This window comes from Pseudomonas machongensis (assembly GCF_034961125.1).
GTDB lineage: Bacteria > Pseudomonadota > Gammaproteobacteria > Pseudomonadales > Pseudomonadaceae > Aquipseudomonas > Aquipseudomonas machongensis.
Map to the genome: position 1 here is coordinate 1 of NZ_JAYFUI010000107.1, position 23,222 is coordinate 23,222.

Genomic DNA, 23,222 nt, shown 5'->3' on the forward strand with positions numbered 1-23,222 from the left:
CACCGTCTGATCTCGAGTTTGGAGTTCTTCAATCTGATGATCTCGTCGCGATCATCGTGATGAATAACCAGCTCAGCTTTTGCAACGTCCACACCCACGATCAATCTGTCTACCTGCATTGCCATGGGCGGTACCTCACGTTATGGTTTCGGGGCTTGAGGGGGTTTCACCAAGAGGCGCTGGCTTGCTTCTATCGTCGCTTGCAAACGATGCATTCTTTATCGGCGCTTTGGTGGAAGGGGTGGGGCGATGTCTCCCACGGTCTGTACTGCTGCGAACAGTCAGAATCGGGCATTTAGTCCCACCACCCCTTCAAGTCTAACCATACAAGCGGGCTTGCCCGCGAAGAATCCACTACTGCTTCAAAGCGGGCGCAACAACCCGAAGCGCTTGCGCAACACCTTGTCCAGCAACCGCTGCGGCAGCAGCCGTGCCATCAACGGCAAGGCGGTGCTGCCATTGCCCAGCCTCACCAGCGCCGGAGTCGGCGTCTTGCGTGTGGCTGCCAGCAATCCCTGGGCGAAGGTCGCCGCTGGGGTCGGCCTGTCCTGCGAGGCGCGAGCCCTGGCCTGCACCTGCTCGCGCAACGGCCACCAGGGCGAATCCGCTGCCAGTACCTGCTCGGCTTCGTGCTGTGCATTGCTGGCGAACTGCGAAGCGATCGCCCCAGGCTGCACTTCCATCACCCGGATCCCGAACGGTGCCAGCTCCAGGCGCAGGGCGTCGCTGAGCGCATGCACGGCGGCCTTCGAGGCACAGTAGGCCCCGGCGAAGGGCGTGACCAGAACCCCGGACACGCTGCCGATGTTCACCACCAGGCCTTTGGAGCGGCGCAGCAGCGGGAACAGGGCGCGGGTCACGCCGACCAGCGAGAAGACATTGGTTTCGAACTGGCGCTGCAGGGCTTCGACGCCGCCGTCGAGCAGCGGGCCCATGGCGCCGTAGCCGGCGTTGTTGATCAGGATGTCGAGTTCTGGCAACTGCTCGGCCAGCAGTGCCAGGGCCTGCGGGTCGTTGACGTCCAGTTGCCGGGCGACGAAGCCTGCGTCGGCGAGGCGCTCGACATCTTCAGCTTTGCGGGCGGTGGCCCAGACCTGGTGGCCGGCATCGCGGAAGGTATCGGCCAGGGCGCGGCCGATGCCGCTGGAACAACCGGTGATAAGAACGGTGGGCATGGTCAGGGTCTGCTGTCAGGTGAGATGTACAGCGTCTGCACCGGCCTCTTCGCGGGCAAGCCCGCTCCCACAGGTACTGCACAATTCCTCAGGCTGTGGGAGCGGCGGTTCGGCGTTCCGACTTGCCCGCGAAAAGGCCGGTGCAGGCGCCCGGTCAATTGGCAAATGTACCTTGCAGGTGCTCGGCACGAAACTCCAGGGTCTGCGCACGATAGCCAGAGCGCAGCGGTGGCAATGGCAGGCAGTCTGTCCATTCGGCACCCGGCTGCAGCTCACCGGGCCCACGATAGCGCGGCGCGGCATAGGTGTTTTCGGCAAGGTTGACCGTATCGCCCGGGGTGTAGGCGGCAACCCGCCAGCGCAGCTCGGTGAGCGGCACCTTGTTGCCGTTCTTCATTCGTACTTGCAGGGCGCGGTCGGCGGGGCATTGATCGGGCGCATAGCTCAGGCGCAGATCGAGACGGGCCAGTTGCGAGGCTTCGCGGCTGTCCTGCCAGACCACGAACAGTGCGACCAGGCCCAGGCCGCACACGGCGGCCATGGAAATCGGCAGGGCCTTGGCCGGGTAGCGCAGTAGCAGGACCAGCCAGGTGAGGATGAGAAAGGCGCCGATGATCATGAGGGTGCAGGCCTTGGTTGGGCGGTTCGATCATCGTAGCGGGAAATGACGCATGGCTCAAAAACGCCATCGCGGAACAAGTCGCAGCGGCGAACCGCCGCTGCGACGTGTTCCGCGATGAAAGCGCTGCCGTTACTGCGCGATGGTCTTCACCGAAACCCCACGTTCGACCGGCGTAGAGGTGCGCCCGTACACATCCTCGAAGCGCTCGATATCATCCTCGCCCAGGTAGCTCCCGGACTGCACTTCGATGATCTCCAGCGGGATCTTGCCCGGATTGCGCAGGCGGTGCACCGAGGCAATCGGGATGTAGGTCGACTGGTTCTCGGTGAGCAGGAACACGTTCTCGTCGCAGGTCACCTCGGCGGTGCCGCTGACCACGATCCAGTGCTCGGCGCGGTGGTGGTGCATCTGCAGCGACAGGCTGGCGCCTGGCTTGACGGTGATGTGCTTGACCTGGAAGCGTCCACCCATGTCCACCGAGTCGTAGGAGCCCCACGGACGGTACACCTCGAGGTGGTTCTGGGTCTCGCTGCGGCCTTGCTGGTCGAGGGTGTTGACCAGTTGCTTGACGCCCTGGACCTTGTCCTTGTGGGCAATCATCATTGCGTCCTTGGTCTCGACCACGACGATGTTCTCAAGGCCGATCACCGATACCAGCTTGCCGTTACCGTGGATCATGCAGTTGTGGCTGTCCTGCACCACCACGTCACCCTTGGTGACGTTGCCGTTGTCGTCCTTCTCGTGCACATCCCACAGCGACGACCAGCAGCCCACGTCGCTCCAGCCGGCCGACAGCGGCACCACGCAGGCGCGCTGGGTCTTTTCCATCACTGCGTAGTCGATGGAGTTGTCCGGGCAGCAGGCGAAGGTGGCTTCGTCGATGCTCAGCACGTCGGCTTCTTCGTCGCTGCGCTCCAGGGCCAGCAGGCAGGTGTCGTAGATGTCCGGGTCGTGCTTTTTCAGCTCTTCGAGGAAGCGGCTGGCGCGGAACAGGAACATGCCGCTGTTCCAGAAGTAACCGCCGGCACGAACGAACTCGTTGGCGCGTTTCTCATCGGGCTTTTCGACGAACTGCGCGACCCGCGCCACACCCTCTGGCAGCAGGGCGTCCTGGCTGGAGCGGATGTAGCCGTAGCCGGTCTCGGGCTTGGTCGCCGGTACGCCGAACAGCACCATCTCGCCGCGCTCGGCCGCCACGGTGGCCAGGGCCAGGGCGCGTTGCAGGGCTTTCTGGTCCTCGATCACGTGGTCGGCGGGCAGCACCAGCATCAGCTCGTCGCGGCCCTCGTTGACCAGTTTCATGGCGGCCATTGCCACCGCTGGCGCGGTGTTGCGCCCGAAGGGCTCCATGAGGATGGCCTGGGTTTCGAGCTTCAGGCCCGCCAACTGCTCCTGGACGATGAACTTGTGGTCCTTGTTGCAGACCACGATGGGGGTATCCATGCCCTCGAACACCAGGCGCTGGAGGGTCTGCTGGAACAGGGTGTGTTCGCCGGTCAACGCCAGGAACTGCTTGGGGAACTGCTTGCGCGACAGAGGCCACAGACGCGAACCGCTACCACCAGAAAGAATTACCGGGATCATCATGTTTCTCCAATAGTCGTTTAGAGGCAGGGGGATCAGTTGCTAGCCACGGGGCGAGTTACCCACACCGGCGACAAGCTGTTGCCGGAACCGGTGACATACAGCACGGCCGCTTCGCCGCGCTCCAGGGCGACGGGCTTGACGTCGCTGACTTTCTTGTTGCCGTCGAACAGGGCCAGGTTGACCTTGACCGGATTGATTTCGCGCTCGCCGCGACCCTTGGCGGCCACCGGCTTGACCACTTCGGTCTTGCCGTCGGCGGTCTTGAGGGTCAGCGACTGGTCGCTGAGGTTCTGCACGCGCACCAGCGCTTTCTGCTTGTTCTTGAACGGCGGCTCCTCGATCAGTTGCGGGTTGCCGCCGTTGTTGTTGACCAGGGTGTAGTACTTGTCCGAGGCCAGCTTGACCGGCACGCTCTTGCCGCCGACCTGGGCGGTGTAGTCGCCGCCAGGCAGGAAGCTGAAGTCGCTGCTGGCCTGGGCACCGACCTGCTTGATCTGGGTATTGCCGACCGAGGCCGCGGTGGGCGCGGAGCTTGCGTTGTACAGGCGCACGAAGGTCGAGCCTTTCGGGGCGCTAGGGCCATAGAGTGCGGCGTCGGCGCCGGCGAAGGCCTGCAGCGATGCCAGGGAAAGGCCGGCCGCGAGGGTGAGGGCTTTGGCGATGGATGGCTTGTGAGTCATGTGCGTGTTCCTCTCTTTCAGTGGTCCGTCCGGTTGGACGAAAGGGCCAGGTTTGCTTCGGATTTACGGGTGTTCTTCAGTTGCGCGATCCACTGCGGATCGAAGCTGCTGAGGTCGTTCTTCATTGGCAGATAGCGCTCGGGGAACTCCCACACCACGACCTGTGGCGGGGTGTTCTTGAAGGCGTCGCTCTGCAGGTACTTGAGCATCGGCAGCAGCGGGCCGTGGCCGTCCTCGGCATAGTTGGCGACGTCGCTGTGCAGCGCCTGTTGCAGGGCTCCGAGGAAGTTCCAGTGCGGGTTGGCGCTATAGCTGGTGCCCACCAGCGCCACCGGGATGGCGCTGTCGGCGAACAGCGCATCGCCGTCGCCGCCCTCGGCTTGCGCCGGGCGAGTGGTGCGCTGCTGCAGGTTGTCCGGGGTTGGCAGCAGGTTGCTGAACAGCGGGTCGAGCGGCAGGAAGTTGGTCAGGTCACCTTTGTATGGCGCAGTCTTGCCCGCCTCGGTGATGTAGGCCTGGGGTTGGCCGTCGAGCAGTTGCTGGCGCTTGACGCCTTCGGCGATGGACTGGGCAACCACTTCGGCGCCCATTGGCGTCCAATGCGTGTCGGTGCGCAGGAATACCTGGCCACGGGCCTTGGCCTGCTCCAGCGGGGCGAGCAGGTCGGGGGCGAACACGTTGGCCTGGCGCGCCTGGGCGTGGAACTGGTTGAACAACTCGCCGTGCAGGCTGGCGGGCGTCTCCTTGCCCAGGTACTCGGCATAGACCCGCGCCTTGGCCGGCACGATCGCCAGCACCAGCTCGATGTTCTGGCGCTGCAGGGTGTCGCGCACGCCGCGGATCAACGCCAGGTTGTCCTGCATCAGTTGGTCGGCGTTGGCGGTGGGGTTGAATTCCTCATCGCTGAACAGCCACTGGTCGCGGCCCAGCACCACACCGGGGCGGCCTTCGTTGAACAGCTTGAAGTCCAGTGCGGCCCAGAGGTTGGTGCCCAGGCGCTTGATCGGGAACTGTTCGTCGTAGTGGGTTTCGGCGGCCTTGGCCAGCTTGCCGTCGAGCAGGGTCATCTGCCCGGTGCGGTTGAAGCTGTCCAGGCCCCCGACCGACCAGGCGCCCAGGCCCACCAGCAGGCCGAGGAACGACAGCGAATAGGTGATGCGAAGTGTGCGGTTCATGTCATCCACCTCAGAACTGGAAGTACAGGAACGGCGAGTAGCTCTGCGCCGAAAGCTTGAGGATCGAGGCCACGAACAGCAGCAGCACCAGGGCGCGGGTCATGACCCGGGTCCAGTCCAGGCTCAGCGTGCCGTCGCCATGCACCTGTGCCGGGATGCGTGGGGCCGCCGGTGGCGTTGCATTGCGGTAGAAGTCGCGCAGGCCGAAGAACGCCAGGGTCAGGTAGGCGACGATCAGCGTGGCCACCTGCAGGCCGGTGAGTTGGGCGCGGTTGAGTTCCGACAGCTGCCACTGGCCGAAGCTGAACATGGCGCCGTACATGCGACCGGCCACTTCGAGGTTTTCGGCGCGGAAGATCACCCAGCCGACGACCACCAGCAGGAAGGTGAAGGCCCATTTGACCGGGTTGAAGCGCTGCGGGTTGGTGTCGATGCCCAGCGCGCGTTCGATCGCCAGCCACATGCCGTGCCAGGCGCCCCAGATGATGTAGGTGAAGTTGGCGCCGTGCCACAGGCCGCCCAGCAGCATGGTCAGGAACAGGTTGCGGTAGGTGGCGAAGGTGCCGCCGCGGTTGCCGCCCAGGGTGATGTACAGGTAGTCGCGCAGCCAGGTCGACAGGCTGATGTGCCAGCGCCGCCAGAACTCGGTGATCGACTGGCTGATGTAGGGCTGCTTGAAGTTCTCCATGAAGCGAAAGCCCATCATCAGGCCCAGGCCGATGGCCATGTCGCTGTAGCCGGAGAAGTCGAAGTACAGCTGCGCGGTGTAGGCCAGCGCGCCCAGCCAGGCATCGCCGGTGGTGGGGTTCTGCAGGGCGAAGCAGTGGTCGGCGACCACCGCCAGGGTGTCGGCGATGAACACTTTCTTGATGAAGCCCTGCATGAAGCGGGTGCAGCCTTCGGAGAACTTGTCCAGGGTGTGGGTGCGGTTGTTGAACTGATCGACCAGGTCCTTGAAGCGCAGCACGGGGCCGGCGATCAGGTGCGGGAAGATCGCCACGAATGCGGCGAAGTCGATCAGGTTGCGCGTTGCCGGGGTGTCGCCGCGGTACACGTCGATGATGTAGCTGATCGACTCGAAGATGTAGAACGAGATACCGATTGGCAGCAGCACGTGGGTGAGGATGAACGGCTCAAGGCCGAACGAGCTGATGATCGCGTTGAGGCTGTCGACGCCGAAGTTGGCGTACTTGAAGTAGCCGAGGATCGCCAGGTCCATGCCCACGCCCAGCAGCAGCCAGCGCTGTGCCGGCTTGGTGCGCACGCCGGCAGCGCCGACTTTCAGACCGATCCAGTAATTCCACAGGGTGACGCCTGCGAACAGCGCCAGGAAGTCTACCCGCCACCAGGCGTAGAAGATGTAGCTGGCCACCAGCAACAGCAGGTTGCGATAGCGGTTCCCGCTCAGGTAGTACAAGCCGAGGAAAACCGGCAAGAACAGGAACAGGAACACGTTGGACGAGAAGACCATCCCGGTTCTCCTTTTTGTTCACAGCATCCGGGGCACAGCGCCCCCCAAACCCCCCACGAAAATGCGGGGGATCACCTTGGTCCCTGTGGGAGCGGGCTTGTCCCGCGATTGCGTCAGTCGATTCGCCGGTGTTGTCCAGTCGGACGCAATCGCGGGACAAGCCCGCTCCCACAGGGGTCACTTCATTTTTTGCTTTCAGCGCTCGGGTCGTAGACCCGTGTCATGTCGCCACCCATGCGGAAGCTGTTGAACGGCTGCATGTCGTGCTTGCGCTTGAGGGTGTCGCCGACGCACTGGTACAGCGCGCACCAGGGTTCGAGCCAGGCGTACTTGCTGTCGACCTTGAGGTCCTTGAGGTCCTGCTTGACCCCGGCGCGCTCGGCGAAGTGCACCGGGTCGCGGGCACCGGCCAGCACGCCTTCGCCCAGACGCTGCAGGGCGAAGTTGTTTTCCTTGCGCAGGTCCACGCCATTGACCTGGGCGAAGCTGGCGATCATCGCCAGCGGCGGCAGGGCGTAGTTGTGGTAGGCCAGCGCGCGCTGGCGACGTTTGATCTCGTTGGGCAGGAAGCCTTGGTCGTCGATCTGGTTGGCGCCGACCTTGAACTCCTTCACTGCCCAGTCGAACAGGTCGCGCCGGTCGGTGGCCACTGCCGTGGCCATCACCGACCAGGCCGCCCAGTAGCTATGGTTGTTGATCTTCTCCAGCGGCAGGTCGCTCCAGTCGCGCACGGTCTGTGTCGCCAGCTTGGCGAGCCATTTCTCGATCAGCTCGGCTTCGGCCTGGTGCGCGGCCAGTGGCTGGGAGTTGGAGAACTTCAAGCGCAGCCACGAGCCGCTCATGCTGCCCAGCGCCCATTTGCGCATGGACTTGCCGGTGTGGTTGAAATCGGTGGACTCCAGCGCATCGGCGCGCGCCCAGGTGCCGAGCCAGGTCAGCACGCAATCGAGCTGGGCCGGGCGACCGTCGCGCATGTACTGGCCGACCATCTTGCTGACGCCCTTCTCCAGGGTGGTGATGTCGGCGGTGGAGTCGCGGAAGGCCTTTTCAGAGGCGACGTTGAGCGTTGCCCGAGCCTTGTCCGAGCCCTCGTACTTGCTGCGAAACTGCAGCGCGCCGGTGTAGGGCTTGGGCGCGGCTTCGCAGGTGAAGTTGCCGTCGCTGGTCTTGAGTTTCTCGATGCCCTCGTAGTAACCCTGCGGGGGCACCAGCGCAGCCTGCGCGGCACCGCCGAACAGGGCCAGCGCGAGCAGGGCGGGGCTGAAGGTTCGCTTCAATGTCGTCATGTTCGCCTCACTGGCCGGCTTGCGCGGTGTTGCGCGCGCTGCCGGCGAAGTTGTTGCGTTTGCAGAGCTTGGCCTCGACTTTCTGGGTGCCGTTTTCCGGGCCCTGGACTTCCAGGGCCAGCAGGTTCTGGCTGGCCCAGTCTTCGTCCTCGCGCATCTGGAAGACGAAGCGTCCGTCGGTGTCGGAGGTCTCGGGTTTTTCGATCTTGATGTCCTCGTGGCGCCCGTTCAGATACCAGAGGGTGGCCTGTAGCACCTTGACCGAGGTGTCCTCGAAACGGATGTCGAGCTGGTGATTGCGGTTGATCAGGTCTTTGATCACGCCACCCTTGCCGTTGACCATCAGCTCGTTCTTGCCCGGCTTGAGCGTGGTGCTGGCGCTCATCTGCGCCGGACGGTTGTCGCAGCCGTCGTCTAGCAGGCCGAGGATCTGCCGCCAGATGGTTTCCTGATCCAGGCGATACAGCGGCGAGAATTCCCAGATCAGGATCTTCGGCGGGTTCTTGTGGAACTCTTCGCTGCCCAGGTACTGGATCATCGAGCCTTCCAGGCCGCCGCCGGGGAAGGCGACGTTGAGTACGTCGGCGCCGATGTACTGTTCCAGAAAGCCCGAGAAGTTGTAGTTCTTGCCACTGTGGCTGGTGCCGACCAGGGTGATCTGCGCGTTGCCCGAATCGCCGAACAGGTCGTCGCCGCCGCTGGCGCCACCCTTGGGTTCGGTGGCGAACTGGTCCATGTACTGCACCGCGTAGCTGGTGCCGCACAGTTGTCCGGCGACGTTGTGCAGGGTGCCGGTCTTGCCCATGCGTCCGGATTTCCGGGTTTCGAATTCCTTGCGTGGAATACCCTCGAAAGCCGGCATTTTGTGCACGGTGTCGGCCACGATCTTCGCTGCGCGCTCGGCGCCGTAGGGCGTCCAGTGCTGGTCGCCGCGGAAGTAGAAGTCCTTGCCCTGGTCGGCGGCGGCGAGCTGCTCGTTGGTCAGGGGCGAGAGGTCGGGCACGTTGTAGCCCATCCGGGCGAAGCGCTGCAGCATCGCCTGGTAGTTGTGCAGGGCTTTCTGGTAGTCGAAGGCAGCCTTCTCTTCGGGCTTGAGCATGTTGCGGTTTACCAGGCCACGGGTCGGCTGGTAGACCACCACCAGCTCCACGCCGCGTTTCTTGAACGCATCGTGCACCTGCTGCAGACGCTTGTAGCCGCCGGGCGTGGTGTCGAACTCGGTGCGCAGGTCTTCGCGGGTACGGAACAGCCAGTCGCCCTGGGCCTGCACCAGGGTGGTGAAGTTCTGCTGGTAGCGGGTGGTGTAGCGGCTGGCGTCGTGGGCTTCGGGGCACAGCTGGCAGCACGGCTCGGCGCTGAAGCTCGGTGGCTGCACGTCGTCGGCGCGCACGCCCTGGCTGATGGCCAGGAGGGCGGCGGACAGGCCGAGCAGTTTCATCAGGTGTGGGGTCATGGTCTGGGCTTCCTTAATCGATCATTTCGGTCTGGCGTTCGACCGGGTCGATCAGCACGGCCTTCTGCTGGCGCACCAGCAGGTCGAGGATTTCGTCCTGGCGCTCGCCGAGCACGCCGTTGAGGCTGATGCCGCTGGACTTGCGCGGGGCGAGCATGGAGACCTTGTACAGCTCCACCGACAGCGGCGAGTCGATCGACAAGGGCCCGGAACCGTTGGCCGCCAGCTCGCCGCCAACCACGATGAGCGACACCTTGGTGTCGAACGGGTCGAGGGCGATGTCGCGGTCGGTGTCAGAGAGGTCCTTGATGTGCCCGTACACCCCGACCAGGCCGTTGGCCATGGCGATGTTTTCGTACAGGCGGATGTTCACGCTGTTGCGTACGCGGATGCCGTGGCGACGGTTGTTGATCAGCTTGTTGCCCCAGATCAGGTTGTCGCCGCTCTCGTAGAGGGTGATGCCGTCGGTGTGGTTGCGGTAGATCTCGTTGTAGGCGATCAGGTTGTTGACGCTGTTACGGTCGATCACCACGCCCGAGAGCTTGTTGTCGTAGCTCTTGTTGTTGATGATCCAGCTGTCGTTGACCTCACGCGAGACGATGATCCCGTGCTTCTTCTTGGTGCCGTACACGGTGTTGCCGGCAATGATCAGGCGGTGCGAGCGGTCGTGCGGGTCGATGCCGTAGACGATGTTGTCGCGGTAGGTCGAGTCCTTGACCACGAAGTCGCTGGTCTCGTAGCAGTAGAAGCCGTACCACATGTCGCTGAACTCCGAGCCGATGATCCAGCCGGTCGGTTCAGGGCGGCCCATCTGCTTGGCCATGTTCGGCGTGTACTGCGAGATGCTCACGCCATACGACTTGGACTTGGCATAGCCGAAGCTGGCCATCTTGCTGTTGACGATGTACGTCTCGGTGCCGCCCCAGCTGAGCAGGAATGGGCGGAATTCCTTGGGCGAACGGAAGGTCGCCGGGCCGTTGGCCTGCTCGCGCCAGCCGGTGACCTGGGTATCGCTGACGAACAGCTTGCCGTCATTGACGATGAACGAGCCGCCCTCCTGGGACAGACGCAGTTCCTTGACCTTGCCGTCGATCTCCAGCACGCCCTTGGGTCCGACCACGATCGGCAGGCGCGCCAGGTACACGCCCGGCGCGGTTTCGCGCAGGTACTGGGCGGGCACCTTCTTGCTCAGTTCGACCAGGTCGACATGCCCGTCATCGACGAAGATCGCCTGGGGGATGCCGTGCTGGCGCTGGACCCACTCGGCGGCCTTGTTGTCGCCGCCGATGAATTCCTTGAGCGACTCTTCCTGGAGCATGCGGCGCACGCTGACCTTGCCCTTGTGGCGGCGGTCTATCTTCTGTTGCACGGCCTGCGCGGTGTAGCCGGAGAGGTCGGGCAGCTTGGGCGGATCCATCTGCAGCGGCTCGATCGGCGCGCTGGCGACGGTGTAGGTCTTGGCCTGTTGCAGCTCCTTGGCGATCACCGCCGGCTGGGCCGCGGCGGCCATGCCGCTGGCCAGCAGTAGGGCGCTGGCGAGCAGGCTGTGGCGAAGGTTCGGGTGCAGGTTCATAACGGTCCTCTCCCGGCCTCAGAAGCGCCAGATCACGTCGACGAAGGCGCGGTGCATGTACGAGTCCGCTTCCTTGCCATAGGCATCGCCGGGCTTGAACACACCGGCGCGCAGGCGTACCAGGGCCGACGGCTCGTCGATCGACTGGCTCAGCGAGGCGGGCAGCAGGCCCTGCTTGAAGTACTTGGTGACCACCACGTCCATCTCCTGGCCCAGGTCCTTCTCGCCGTTGATCAGCGGACGGTTGATGCCATCGTCGTTGACCACCGCGTTGATGCCGCTGGAGCCGATGTTCTGGTTGCCATCGACGCGCCAGAACTTGTGGTAGATGAAGCTTGCGTCGTAGTCGTCGCGCAGTTGCCAGGAGGCGAACAGGGTCGCGGCCTGCAGGTTGCCCAGCTCGCCGCGGAAGGCCTCGCCGAAGCGGTGCACGCGCGAGCGGGTGCCGGTGAAGTTGGAGCGGTTGCTCTCAAGGCCGGTCTGCTCGAAGTTGTTCGAGCCATCGCTGCCGCCACCACCGCTGCCACGGGCGTAGGCCGCGCCGACCTGCCACTGCGGGTCGAGGCGCAGGCGGATACCGAGGTCGGTGGCCCAGGCATTGACGTCGCCGCTCTGTTTGCCGGTGGCGACCTGGTCTTCACCGACCAGCTGGCTGCTGAGGCTGTCGCGATTGCCGGTCAGCCAGGTGACGCTGCCCCAGTAGTTGACGGTGTGGTCGTTGCGCCAGTTGTAGGCGTCGCTGTTGGCCTCAAGGCCCAGCCAGGTGAGGTCGCCGGTGCGGGTCTTGTCGAGGGCATCGACGGTCTCGCCGGGGTTCTTCAGGCTGCCGCTGTCATGGGTATGGTGGGCGCGCAGGCCGACCCAGTGGCCGGGTGTCCACTGCGTGGCGATGTTGCCGTAGATGTGCGTGCGGTCCTTGTCTTCTGGGGCCAGCTCGGTGAGGTCGGTGCGGTATTCGCTGAAGCGTTGGGCGACACCGAGGTCGGCCTTGAGCAGGGTGGTGTCGAAGCTCCAGTTCAGCGCCTCGATGTTGGTGTCGCGCCACATGCCGTCGTCGCTGCGCAGGCGCTGGCGGCCGAAGCGCAGTTGCTCGCCGGGGTAGGGCGTGAAGCCGCTGTAGCCGATCCAGAATTCGCGCAGGGCCAGGTAGCTCTTGTCCGGCTTGCGGCTGTCGTCGCCGGTGTCGACGGCGGTGCCGTCGTCGTTCTGGCGCAGGGTGTCGGTCTCGATGATGTCGGTGGCAGTCACCGCCTGACCCATGGCGAAGGCGCTCCAGTTGCCGCGCTCGCCGTACACCCAGGGACGCAGGTCCAGGCCCAGGCCGTTGACGTCGCCGCCGGAGCGGGTGCCCAGGTCACGGTCGTCCTCGGACTGGCCGGTGATCTTCACGTCCAGGCCGAAGTTCTTCACTGCGGTTTCCGCGGCCAGGGTCGGCAGCGACCACAGCAGGGCGAAGCTCAGGCCGATGCCGGCTTTCACGAAGGGATTGAGCGTCATAGCGAGTCCTCGGCGTCTACGTCTTTCTCGTCTTGCAGGGCGTCCAGGGCCAGTGGGCTGTTGCTGGCCTGGAGCATCCCGGCACGCGCCTTCTTCTCCTGCTCCAGCAGGCGCTGGGCCTGGCTGCGCTGGTCGGGCGTGAGTTGCTGGTCGAGTTGCTGCAGCAGTTCGCTGGACTGCGGCGTCGGGTTGGCCTGGGCAAGCTGGGCGAATACCCAGGCGTTGCCGGTGTTCTGGCGGATGCCGTGGCCTTCGCTGTAGAGCTGGGCCAGGGCGTAGTCGGCACTGAGCTGGCCGCCACGGGCGGCACTGAGCAGGTGGTCCACCGCTTTCTGCGGCTCGACATGGCCCAGGTAGCCGCGGCGGTAGAGCTGGCCGAGGTAATAGTGGGCGCTGATCTCGCCGGCGTCGGCGGCGGCCTGCAGGTGTTGCTCGGCCTTCACGGCATCGGCCGGGACGGTCTTGCCTTCGTAGTAGAGGCGGCCCAGCAACAGTTCGGCGCGGGGCTGCTCGGCTTCGCGGCCCTTGTCGATGTAGGCCATCAGCTGGTCGGTGTCGCCCAGTTCAGGGAAGTCGTAGAGCAGTTGCGCAAGGCTGACCCAGGATGCCGGGTTGGCCGGGGCGACGTGTTCGAGCAGGTCCTTGGCGGTCTTCTCGTCGGTCTGGCCGAGGCTCCGGTCGGCGAGCACGCGGGCGACGCTGTCGACCCGTGTGGCAGGCACCGCATTGCGGGCATAGGCGGCCTTGAGCTGGTCGAGCAGGGCGGCCTGCTGGTCGGGTTGGGCGCGTTTCTGGTAGACGGTGGCCAACTCCACGTAGCAGATGTCGGTGCTGCTCAGCGCGGCCTTGCAGATCTTCTCCACCTCGGCCAGGTGCTGGTCGTAGGTGCCTTGGGTGCGGTACAGCAGCACCTGGGCCAGGCCCGCCTCGGGGTTGCCGGCGGCGCGCCACTGGTCGATCTGCTGCTGGGCGTTGATGTTCGGGAAGCTCTGCGGGTATTGCAGGTAGAGCATCGCCAGCGGGATCAGGGTGTTGCCCTCACCTTGCCTGGCCGCGAGCTTGAGCAGGGTTTCGGCCTCTTCGCGTTCGGCCTGGGTGCTGTCGGGCTTGGCCACCAGCAGGCGGCCCAGGCGTGCCTGGGCACGTGGTGAGGTAGCGGCTGCGGCGCGGTAGGTGGCTTCGGCCTGCTTGAGCTGGGCCGGGTCGCGGGTGCCAACCTGAATGTCGGCCAGGCCGACCTGTGCGTCGCTGTAGCCCAGGTCGGCAAGTGCCTTGTAGTTGGCCTCGGCGGTGGCGGTGTCGCCGCGCTTCAGGGCCTCGTTGGCCAGGCGCTGGTCAGGCAAACCGACGCAGCCGGCCAGGGTGATGGCCAGGACGCAGAGCCCGAGAGCCCTGTGGGAGCGGGCTTGCCCGCGAATGGCCGGGACGTGCGATGAAGGTGTGCCTGCTGGCCCCTTCGCGGGCAAGTCCGCTCCCACGGGGACGCAGGGATAATTGTTCGGCGTCATCGTCCTGTCCCCCTCAGAGCCCGCGGGCCACGGCCTTGTCGATCAGCCAGTTCAGCGAGGGACCGCGGTCGCTGTTCACCGAAGCCGGGCGGCCGGCCAGCTCTGCAGGCAGCGATTCGTCTGGCTTGATCTGCACGCGAATGTCCGAAGCCAGGTTGTCGTTGTCCAGGCTGGCGCTGCCGACGATCACACCGGTGCGCACCTCGTCTTCGCCGGCGATCTGGAAGTTGACCCGGGTGCCCGGCTTGACCTCGTCGAACTGGCGATAGCTGAAGCGCGCCTCGACCATCGGGTTGGTGGTGCGCGGGATCAACTGGTAGACCACCTGGCCCTTGCTGGCGTACTGGCCGTCATCCACCAGCTGGCGGGCGACCACGCAATCACAGGGGCTGGTGAGGGTGCCGGAAAGTTGCTTGCCGAACAGTTCCTCGACCTTGGCTGGCTCCAGTTGCGAGTCGTCCAGATGGCCCTTGAGCAGGTCGAGCATGCTGGTGTTGAAGGTTGCCAGCGGCGCGCCCTTGACCACCTGCGCACCGTTTTCCACCAGGCTCTGCATGCTGCCGTCGCGGGGCATGGTGACGTTGGTGGTCGGTACTGCGACCACACCGGCCTCGGCGTGGCTGACGAAGTACAGGCCGTACAGCGATTTGGCGACGAAACCGAAGGCGGCGATGCCGACCACGAACACGCCCAGGGTGACGGTGACGGCACGCAGTCGACCGAAGGCCGAAAGGCCGGAGCCTGCGTCCTTCTGCTTGCGCGCCTTGGTGAAGTTGTCGCGCTGCAGGGTACTGAGCACATCACCGACGCTGATCAGCTCGCCGGACAGGTGGGAGGTGATGATGTGGCGCAGGGTGGCGATATCGCGCGGTTCCAGGTTCTGGAATTCGACACCGGTGCGGCCGCTTTGCGGATCGCTCGAGCGCACCAGGAACTCGATGTCCATCGACAGCCCCAGGTTGTCGACCACGAACTGCAGGCGACCACGCACGACATCACCGACCGGGAGGGCTTTTTTGGCATGGAACGACAGACCACCGGCGGAGAGGTCGTCGACCTTCACATCCTGCGGCTGGCGCTCGCTGTCCAGGTAGCGCAGCTTGGCCGGGATGCGCACCCGGGCGTGCTGGCGCTGGGCTTCGGACTCATGCACGACGTTGACGTTCACGGCGGTATTCATGGCGATTTGTTCCTGTTGGATCGATCCGGGTTGGGCTCACACGACCATGAACAGCACAGCGACGAAGATGCTGGCGGCCGAGAAGGTCATGGTCCGAGAGGACCAGGTGTTGAACCATTGTTGAAAGCTGGCGAGGTCACGTTTCAGTGCAGTCGGCTGGCGGGTCCAGGACTGCTTGTCGAGGCGGAAGAACACGTAGATCTTCATCAGCGCGCCGACGATCTGGTTGTAATAGAGGATCAGCGGATAGGCCGGGCCGACACTGTGGCCCGAGCACAGCAGCATGATGGTGAGGATCAGGCGGGTGATGCCGATCCACAGCAGGTACACCAGCAGGAACTGCAGGCCGAACTTGAAGCTGGCGATCACCGCCACGGTCAGGCCCAGCAGGCTGGTCCACATCGACACACGCTGGTCGAGCAGCACGATGCTGGTGAACAGCCCCAGGCGCTTGAGGCCCAGGCCCAGGGCGCGGGAGTTCTGCCGCAGGTTGTTGCCATACCAGCGGTACATCAGCTTGCGGCTGGCCTTGACGAAGCTCTTTTCCGGCGGATGCTCGACCGTGTTGATCGCCGCGTCCGGCACGTAGAAGGTGTCGTAGCCCAGGCGCATCAGGCTGAACCAGCTCGACTTGTCGTCGCCGGTGAGGAACTTGAAGCGGCCCAGGCGCCAGTGCATCAGCGAGTCGCTTTCGACGTCGGCGATGAACTCGGGGTTGGTGACCACGCTTGCGCGGAACATCGACATGCGCCCGGTCATGGTCAGCACGCGCTTGGAGAGCGCCATCGAGCACATGTTGATGTGGCGCTGGGCGAAGCGCAGCTTGTGCCACTCGCTCATGATGTAGCCGCCGCGCACTTCGCAGAATTCGTTGGTGGTCAGGCCACCGACATTGGGGTAGAGCTTGAACCAGGGCACGGTCTTGCGAACTACGCCCTCGGCCAGCACGGTGTCGCCGTCGATCACCGCAACCACGGCGTTTTCGTCCGGCAGCATCCGCGAGATGGCACGAAAACCGTAGGCCAGGCCGTCGCGCTTGCCGGTACCGGCGATGCGCACGAAGTCCAGGGCGACGTGCTCGGGCGGGTTGTACTTGGCCCACAGGCTCTTGACCAGCAGCTCGTCGGACTTCTCCACCAGCGAGCAGACCACGGTGGTCGGATAGCCGCATTCGATCGCTTCGCGGATCACCGAGCTGTACACCTGGGCGGTGGTCAGCGCATCGATGCGAAAGCTGGTGACCATCAGGTACACATGAGACGGTTCGGCTGCCTTGCCCAGCTTCTGCACCTTGCGGCGCAGGTAGGGGTAGACCAGGTACAGGAAGATCATGCCGCGGATGAAATGGGTGGCGCCCATGGAGTAGCGCCAGATGCCGACTGCGCCGACCAGGAAGATGAAGTGCTTCGACTGCGAATCGAAGATATCGCTGGGCAGGGCCAGGGCGATCAGCATGAGCAGGCTCATGTAGAGCAGCCATCCGGCGCACTGCAACAGCACTGTCTGGAGCCTTTGCATGTTCAGCATCCGTCGCGAGAATCAGGAGAATGCGGGGCCGACCGGCCCCGCGTCGGGCTGGCTTACCAGCAGATGCCTTCGGTGCGGGTGAGGGTGCTGGTGGGCTTGCTCATGAAGCCGACCAGATCGATCACCTGCTTGCCTTCCGGTGCCTGCTGGGCAAGGGCGCGGAACTGCTCGTCGCGGTTGCCGAGGATGATGATGTCGGCGCCATCGACCACCTTCTGGAAGTCGGCGTTGAGCAGCGACGAGACATGCGGGATCTTCGACTCGATGTAGTCCTTGTTGGCGCCGTGGACACGGGCGTACTCGACGTTCTGGTCGTAGATGTTCAGCTCGTAGCCCTTGCCGATCAGGCGCTCGGCCAGTTCCACCAGCGGGCTTTCGCGCAGGTCGTCGGTGCCGGCCTTGAAGCTCAGGCCGAGCAGGGCGATCTTGCGCTTGTCGTGGCTTTCGATGATGTCGAAGGCGTTCTGCACCTGCGACTCGTTGCTGCGCATCAGCGAGTCGAGCAGCGGCGCCTTCACATCGAGGCTGGCAGCACGGTAGGTGAGGGCGCGCACGTCCTTGGGCAGGCACGAACCGCCGAAGGCGAAGCCTGGGCGCATGTAGTACTGCGACAGGTTCAGGGCCTTGTCCTGGCAGACCACGTCCATCACTTCGCGACCATCGACGCCGACCGCCTTGGCGATGTTGCCGATCTCGTTGGCGAAGGTCACCTTGGTGGCGTGCCAGACGTTGCAGGTGTACTTGATCATCTCGGCCACTTCGATCGGCTTGCGGATGATCGGCGCGTCGAGCTCTTCGTAGATCGCCTGCAGCACGTCGCCGCTGGCGCTGTCCAGTTCGCCGATGACGGTCATCGGAGGCTGGTCGTAGTCCTTGATCGCGGTACTTTCACGCAGGAACTCGGGGTTGACCGCCACGCCGAAATCGACGCCGGCCTTCTTGCCCGAGCAGTCTTCGAGGATCGGGATCACCACGTTCTTCACGGTGCCTGGCAGCACGGTGCTGCGTACCACGATGGTGTGGCGGCGGGTGGTGTCGCGCAGCACGTAGCCAATCTCGCGGCACACCGATTCGATGTATTCCAGGCCCAGGTCGCCGTTCTTCTTGCTCGGGGTGCCGACACAGATCATCGACACGTCGCTGGCGCGGATCGCCTCGGCGAAGTCGGTGGTGCCACGCAGGCGACCATTGGCGATGCCTTGCTGCAGGAGTTGCTCCAGACCCGGCTCGACGATTGGCGACTTGCCCTGGTTGATGAGGTCGATCTTGGTGGTGGACACATCCACACCAATCACTTCATGGCCCCTTGCCGACAGGCAACCTGCACAGACGGCACCCACGTAACCCAAACCAAAGATGCTGATACGCATCGTATTCACCTCGTGTGTTTATCACGCCGGCTCTTTCGAAGAACCGGACCGGGTTGATTGACCTGCTTTTACGGGCGCACGGATCCATGGCGAATTGACACTTCACCGAACGCAGGCATGAATGAATCCGGAGCGCAAACAGTGCTGCGCTCAAAGTTGGCAGTAAAAGGCCAGTTATAAAAAGGCGTGCCCTGAGATGCAGCCGTCTTTATTGCAACGCGTTATCGGGTGCGCTGCTGTGCTTGTTCTTTCAAGTGAATAAATCCTTTGAAATCAACCACTAGGACGATTAGTAAGGGGCGCGGCTCTCCTGCTTTAACAAACCGCTTGGTTATACCGAAGCGGTAGTCGAAGTTATCAGCGCAGGTAGTGAGTACCTGCTACTTGTCATCTGTAAGTCATCTCTCACGTTGCACGCTCGTGATTCGTTACGGGTGCTATGAGCGATCTGCGAAGGGAGAAGTTCCGAGGTGCGTTCAGGGCAGATGAAAGATTTCTAAATATTTTTTCAGTGAGAAATACTTTCATTCTGATAGCACGGATGGGTTTCGCCCCTATATATAAAGGGCGAAATCAAGATGAGATGGTTATATGCCAGTATCGGAAAAATTTTTTCAAAATTCGTCAAAAAACTACGAACGGTCTTATGGCGTTTGGCGATAAGCTCAGTCTTGCCTGTTTTTTGGCGCCGGTAATTTGGCTTTTTGGGCGCGGCTCTCAGCACCGGTGCGGTACCTGTAGGAGCGGGCTTGCCCGCGAAAAGCACACCGCGGTGCCTGGCACGGGCTACGCCCGTGTTCGCGGGCAAGTCGGGACGCCGAACCGCCGCTCCCACAGGTATTGGGCTGGCCTTTAGATTTTGAAAAAGGCAGTTGCCCCTAAAAGCTCCAGGGCTAGTCAGCCGGATGATCGCGCAGGAACACCAGGTGGTCGGGCTTCGATTGTTCGGCGCTGTAGTAGTAGCCTTGCACGTCGAAGCGCTTGAGCTGCTCGGGATCGTTGATGCGCTCCTGGATCACGAAGCGGCTCATCAGGCCACGCGCCTTCTTGGCGTAGAAGCTGATGATCTTGTACTGACCGTTCTTCAAGTCCTTGAAGTCGACGTTGATCACGCGAGCATTCAGCGCATTCTTCTTCACGGCGCTGAAGTACTCGTTGCTGGCCAGGTTCAGCAGCAGGTCATCGCCTTGTTCGGCCAGGGCCTGGTTCAGCCATTCGCTGATGCGCGTGCCCCAGAAGGCGTAGAGGTCCTTGCCGCGTGCGTTCGCGAGCTTGGTGCCCATTTCCAGGCGATAGGGCTGCATCAGGTCCAGCGGGCGCAGCAGGCCATAGAGGCCCGAGAGCATGCGCAGATGTTGCTGGGCATAGCTGAAGTCGTCCTCGCCAAGGGTTTCGGCATCCAGGCCTGTGTATACGTCGCCCTTGAACGCCAGCAGCGCCTGCTTGGCGTTGGCGGGGGTGAAGTCTGGGGTCCAGCTGCCGAAACGCGCGGCATTGAGGCCGGCAAGCTTGTCGGACAGGTGCATCAGCTCGGCGATCTGCGCCGGCGACAGCTCGCGCAGTTGGGTGATCAACGTCTGCGAATCGTCCAGGTACTGCGGCAGGGTATGGCGCTGGGTTACCGGTGGGGTGTCGTAGTCGAGGGTCTTGGCGGGGGAAATCACCGTCAGCATGGGTCGGCTCCTGAAATCGTCGGCGACGATTCTACGGGGCCAGCAGGGCAACGCCAAACTATGGTGACGATAGTCACAGACCATCGCCCGGGCAGGCGCTATAGTGCGCATCATCCATTTAGGGAGAACCGATCGTGCGCATTGCCTTCGCCGTGCTGGCCGGGTTGTTCAGCCTGGCTGTGCAGGCCGCTCCAGCCAATTCCGTCAGCTTCGACCGCAGCCATTGGCCCGAGCAACTCGACAGCCCGGTGCTGTTCGACGTGGCATCGCGCGCGCAGATCCTCTCCTTCGCCCAGGTGCTGCATGAAAGCGAGATGCTCGATGAGCGCGCTCTGGCGGCGCGCCTGGGGCTGCGGCAGATCAACCTGGCGGTGATCCGTTCGGTGCGTGCGCGCATGTGGCAGCGGTTGTGGGAAAACTTCCAGCAGGCCCAGCTCAGTTGCGAGCAGGATGCATCGTTTTGCTATCCGCTGGATTCGATGGCGGATTTGCGTACGCGTTCGGCTACGTTCGCTACAGATGTCGGCGAATTCTACAAAGAATGGGTCGAGCCCAGTCATCAATTCAACGTCCGTTACCTTGACGAGCAATTGCGCAAGGCGGCCTTGTTTCCACAGACCAGCAGCGAGATCGAGCGGTTGTCGAATGGAGAGCGCAGTGGCGATGAACTCAACGACCGGATGTTCCTGCTGACGTTCGTCGGCGGCCCCGGCCCGGTCGGCAGCAACACGGACCTGCTCAGCGATTACCTGCGCCGGCAAAAGCTGGGCGCAGTGTTCTTCGTGCTGGGCAACCGCGTGCAGCAGCGCCGCGACATGGCCCAGGGGGCCAATGTCGCGGCGCTCTACGCTGGACAGTGCGTGGGGATTCAGGGCTGGGAGTATCGCTCCCACGCCCAGTGGCAGGGCTGGCAGGATTCCCTGCGGCGCAGCCAGGCGCAGGTGCAGGGGCTGATGCCCGAGCAGTACGTGCCGCTGTTCCGCCCACCCTATGGGCAGCGCCGCGCCGACGGCGAGGCGTTCATGGCGGCGCAAGGGCTGCAGGTGTCACTGTGGGATATCGACGCCCAGGACGACAGCGCGCTGGATGCCGAGCAGTCGGCCCAGCGGGTGATGACCTTGATGCTGCTATGGCGCAAGGGTGTGATCCAGTTCCACGATACTTTGCCCAAGGCACAGCCGGCGCTGGAATGGCTGTTGCAGCACACGGCGCAGAGCGGGATCGGGTGGGAGGATTGCATGGAGTACGCGCATCTGCGCTAGCTAGAAAATCCAGGGTCCAACAGTGACTGTAGTCCCCCGTCACCGTATCGCCAAGCGCGGTTCGTCATTCGGCAAAATAAACTTCACCGGAGCGTAAAAAGTCTTTTTTCCGTCACGCCTTTTGCGGTATGAAGGAATCAGACAGCCGATTCCTGCAGCACAGGTGGCGTCATCCAGGCCCTCCTTTGCCAGGTGCGCTCCCCGCCCGTAACGACGCGGATACGGGGAGAACGGCGGTCACTCTGCGGTGCAGCGAAGCTGTGCCGTCCTGCTTTCACATAAGGTGACCGAGTATGGATGACCAAGGACGCAACCCTTCCTCCAACCAGCCAATCCTGTATGTGCTCGATACCAACGTCCTGATTCACGATCCCAACGCTTTGCTCAACTTCGAGGAGCACCACGTCGCCATACCGATGACGGTGCTGGAGGAACTCGACAAGCTCAAGACCGGTAAACAGACCATCGCCGCCGAATGCCGCCAGGCCATTCGCCTGATCGACCAGACCCTCGGTGATGCATCACCCAACGATGTCGAACAAGGGGTACCGATCCAGCGTGGCAAGGGCGGGCCGAAGGGCTTCCTGTCAATCCTGATGAGCCCGCGCAACGAACCGAACCGGCTGCTGCCGGAAAACCTCAACGACAACATCATCATCAACCAACTGCTGGAGCTGCGTGCCAGGCGGGCTGACCTGGACGTGGTGCTGGTCACCAAAGACATCAACATGCGCCTGAAGGCGCGCGCTTGTGGCATCGCCGCCGAGGACTACAGCACCGACCAACTGGTCGACGATGTGTCTTTGCTCTCGAAGGGCTACCACTCGGTCACCGGCTCCTTCTGGGACCGGGTCAGCAAGGTCGACACCCGCCAGGAACGGGGCCGCACCTGGCATCGCGTACAACTGATCGACAACTTGCCGGCCGTGCACGTCAATGAGTTCATCATCGACGAGCAGGGCTTCGTCGGCTGGATCAAGGGCATTCGCGAGAACGAGCTGCTATTGCTCGACCTGCACCAGGAGCCGCTGCTGCATCAGGAAGCCTGGGGGCTCAAGCCCCGCGACATCCACCAGAGCCTGGCGCTGTTCGCCCTGCTCGATCCGGACATCCACCTGGTCAATCTCACCGGCGCGGCCGGCTCGGGCAAGACCATCCTGGCATTGGCCGCGGCCATCGAGCAGACCATGGTCAGCAAGCGCTACCGGCGTATCATCGCCACCCGCAGCGTGCAGGGGCTGGACCAGGAGATCGGCTTCCTGCCGGGCACCGAGGCGGAAAAAATGGAGCCCTGGCTGGGCGCCATCACCGACAACCTCGAGGCGTTGCACATGGATGACGAAAGCACCCACGGCAGTGTCGAGTACATCCTCGAACGGGTGCCGCTGCAGTTCAAGTCGCTGAACTACATCCGTGGGCGCAGCTTCCAGCAGAGCCTGATCCTGATCGATGAATGCCAGAACCTCACCCCGCACCAGATGAAGACCATCATCACCCGTGCAGGCTCTGGCTCCAAGGTGGTCTGCCTGGGCAACCTGGCGCAGATCGACACCCCCTACCTGTCCGCGACCAGCTCGGGCCTGACCTACCTGACCGAGCGCTTCAAGGACTTCCCCCATGGCGTGCACATCACCCTGCAGGGTGTGCCGCGTTCGGTACTGGCCGAGTACGCCGAGTCGCATCTGTAGACCCGGCTGGCTCATTCGCGGACAAGCCCGTCTCCACACGGTTGTGGAGGCGGGCTTGCGCTGTGATGAGGCCGAACCTGTCGACACATTCCCCTGCGCAAAGCTGACCCACGGGTTTACACTCTGCTTTCCCTTCACAGGAGCAGAGCAGTGCTGACTCATCTCGATTCCCAGGGGCGCGCCAACATGGTCGACGTCACTGAAAAGGCCGTGACCGCACGCGAGGCGATCGCCGAGGCGCGGGTACGCATGTTGCCCGCCACGCTGCGCATGATCGTCGACGGCGAGCACCCCAAGGGCGATGTGTTCGCCGTGGCGCGCATCGCCGGTATCCAGGCGGCGAAGAAGACCAGCGACCTGATCCCGCTGTGCCATCCGCTGATGCTCACCAGCGTCAAGGTCGAGCTGGCTGCCGAAGGCGAAGATGTGGTGCATATCGTTGCCCGCTGCAAGCTGGCCGGGCAGACCGGTGTCGAGATGGAGGCCCTGACCGCC

Annotated in this window: 18 protein-coding genes and 1 pseudogene; 3 read left to right on the top strand and 16 right to left on the bottom strand. The window is 63.5% G+C overall.

What is annotated here, in order from left to right; all coding sequences use genetic code 11:
- The 16 genes and pseudogenes from VA602_RS11595 to yaaA all read right to left on the bottom strand — a co-directional run.
- Positions 1 to 125 (bottom strand): annotated as a pseudogene (locus VA602_RS11595) (IS110 family transposase); the annotation flags it as partial.
- A gap of 237 nt (positions 126 to 362) precedes the next feature.
- Positions 363 to 1,175 carry an SDR family oxidoreductase gene (locus VA602_RS11600; protein ID WP_323453268.1) on the bottom strand — a complete coding sequence of 271 codons (813 nt, stop codon included), beginning with the start codon at positions 1,173 to 1,175 and terminating at the stop codon, positions 363 to 365.
- A 154-nt stretch (positions 1,176 to 1,329) separates the two neighbouring features.
- Positions 1,330 to 1,794, bottom strand: coding sequence for a hypothetical protein (locus VA602_RS11605; protein WP_063546041.1), 465 nt, complete (start codon positions 1,792 to 1,794; stop codon positions 1,330 to 1,332).
- Positions 1,795 to 1,926: 132 nt separating this feature from the next.
- Entirely contained in the window at positions 1,927 to 3,381 is a 1,455-nt protein-coding gene (locus VA602_RS11610) for a mannose-1-phosphate guanylyltransferase/mannose-6-phosphate isomerase (RefSeq protein WP_054894908.1), read from the bottom strand.
- Positions 3,382 to 3,416: 35 nt separating this feature from the next.
- Entirely contained in the window at positions 3,417 to 4,064 is a 648-nt protein-coding gene (locus VA602_RS11615) for an alginate O-acetyltransferase AlgF (RefSeq protein WP_054894909.1), read from the bottom strand.
- A 17-nt stretch (positions 4,065 to 4,081) separates the two neighbouring features.
- A complete protein-coding gene (locus VA602_RS11620; protein ID WP_323453269.1) occupies positions 4,082 to 5,239 on the bottom strand; it encodes an alginate O-acetyltransferase in 1,158 nt (385 codons plus the stop codon).
- A gap of 10 nt (positions 5,240 to 5,249) precedes the next feature.
- On the bottom strand, positions 5,250 to 6,710 hold the full coding sequence (locus VA602_RS11625; protein ID WP_323453270.1) for an MBOAT family O-acyltransferase: 1,461 nt from the start codon (positions 6,708 to 6,710) through the stop codon (positions 5,250 to 5,252).
- A gap of 182 nt (positions 6,711 to 6,892) precedes the next feature.
- The gene (locus VA602_RS11630; protein WP_063546037.1) at positions 6,893 to 7,996 is read right to left on the bottom strand and encodes a mannuronate-specific alginate lyase; all 1,104 of its coding nucleotides are present in this window, start codon (positions 7,994 to 7,996) and stop codon (positions 6,893 to 6,895) included.
- 7 nt (positions 7,997 to 8,003) lie between these two features.
- Positions 8,004 to 9,449 carry an alginate O-acetyltransferase gene (locus VA602_RS11635; RefSeq protein ID WP_323453271.1) on the bottom strand — a complete coding sequence of 482 codons (1,446 nt, stop codon included), beginning with the start codon at positions 9,447 to 9,449 and terminating at the stop codon, positions 8,004 to 8,006.
- A gap of 13 nt (positions 9,450 to 9,462) precedes the next feature.
- The gene (algG, locus tag VA602_RS11640) at positions 9,463 to 11,022 is read right to left on the bottom strand and encodes a mannuronan 5-epimerase AlgG (RefSeq protein ID WP_323453272.1); all 1,560 of its coding nucleotides are present in this window, start codon (positions 11,020 to 11,022) and stop codon (positions 9,463 to 9,465) included.
- 18 nt (positions 11,023 to 11,040) lie between these two features.
- Positions 11,041 to 12,519, bottom strand: coding sequence for an alginate export family protein (locus VA602_RS11645; RefSeq protein WP_153773208.1), 1,479 nt, complete (start codon positions 12,517 to 12,519; stop codon positions 11,041 to 11,043).
- A complete protein-coding gene (gene algK, locus VA602_RS11650) occupies positions 12,516 to 14,027 on the bottom strand; it encodes an alginate biosynthesis TPR repeat lipoprotein AlgK (protein WP_081255310.1) in 1,512 nt (503 codons plus the stop codon). The genes VA602_RS11645 and algK overlap by 4 nt, the downstream gene beginning before the upstream one ends.
- A 13-nt stretch (positions 14,028 to 14,040) precedes the next feature.
- A complete protein-coding gene (locus tag VA602_RS11655; protein ID WP_054894917.1) occupies positions 14,041 to 15,207 on the bottom strand; it encodes an alginate biosynthesis protein Alg44 in 1,167 nt (388 codons plus the stop codon).
- 36 nt (positions 15,208 to 15,243) lie between these two features.
- Positions 15,244 to 16,725 (bottom strand): glycosyltransferase family 2 protein, encoded by a 1,482-nt coding sequence (locus tag VA602_RS11660; protein ID WP_172964813.1) that lies wholly within the window; start codon positions 16,723 to 16,725, stop codon positions 15,244 to 15,246.
- 62 nt (positions 16,726 to 16,787) lie between these two features.
- Positions 16,788 to 18,104 (bottom strand): nucleotide sugar dehydrogenase, encoded by a 1,317-nt coding sequence (locus VA602_RS11665; RefSeq protein WP_054894919.1) that lies wholly within the window; start codon positions 18,102 to 18,104, stop codon positions 16,788 to 16,790.
- 893 nt (positions 18,105 to 18,997) lie between these two features.
- Positions 18,998 to 19,777: a peroxide stress protein YaaA gene (gene yaaA / locus VA602_RS11670; protein WP_063546032.1), complete on the bottom strand. Its 780-nt coding sequence runs from the start codon at positions 19,775 to 19,777 to the stop codon at positions 18,998 to 19,000.
- 134 nt (positions 19,778 to 19,911) lie between these two features.
- On the opposite strand from yaaA, the gene VA602_RS11675 reads away from it, so the two are divergent.
- The 3 genes from VA602_RS11675 to moaC form a co-directional block, all read left to right on the top strand.
- Positions 19,912 to 21,039 carry a polysaccharide deacetylase family protein gene (locus tag VA602_RS11675; protein WP_323453273.1) on the top strand — a complete coding sequence of 376 codons (1,128 nt, stop codon included), beginning with the start codon at positions 19,912 to 19,914 and terminating at the stop codon, positions 21,037 to 21,039.
- A 293-nt stretch (positions 21,040 to 21,332) separates the two neighbouring features.
- A complete protein-coding gene (locus VA602_RS11680) occupies positions 21,333 to 22,727 on the top strand; it encodes a PhoH family protein (RefSeq protein ID WP_054894922.1) in 1,395 nt (464 codons plus the stop codon).
- A 150-nt stretch (positions 22,728 to 22,877) separates the two neighbouring features.
- Positions 22,878 to 23,222: cyclic pyranopterin monophosphate synthase MoaC (moaC, locus tag VA602_RS11685; RefSeq protein WP_323453274.1), on the top strand; the 345-nt coding region annotated here is incomplete at its 3' end.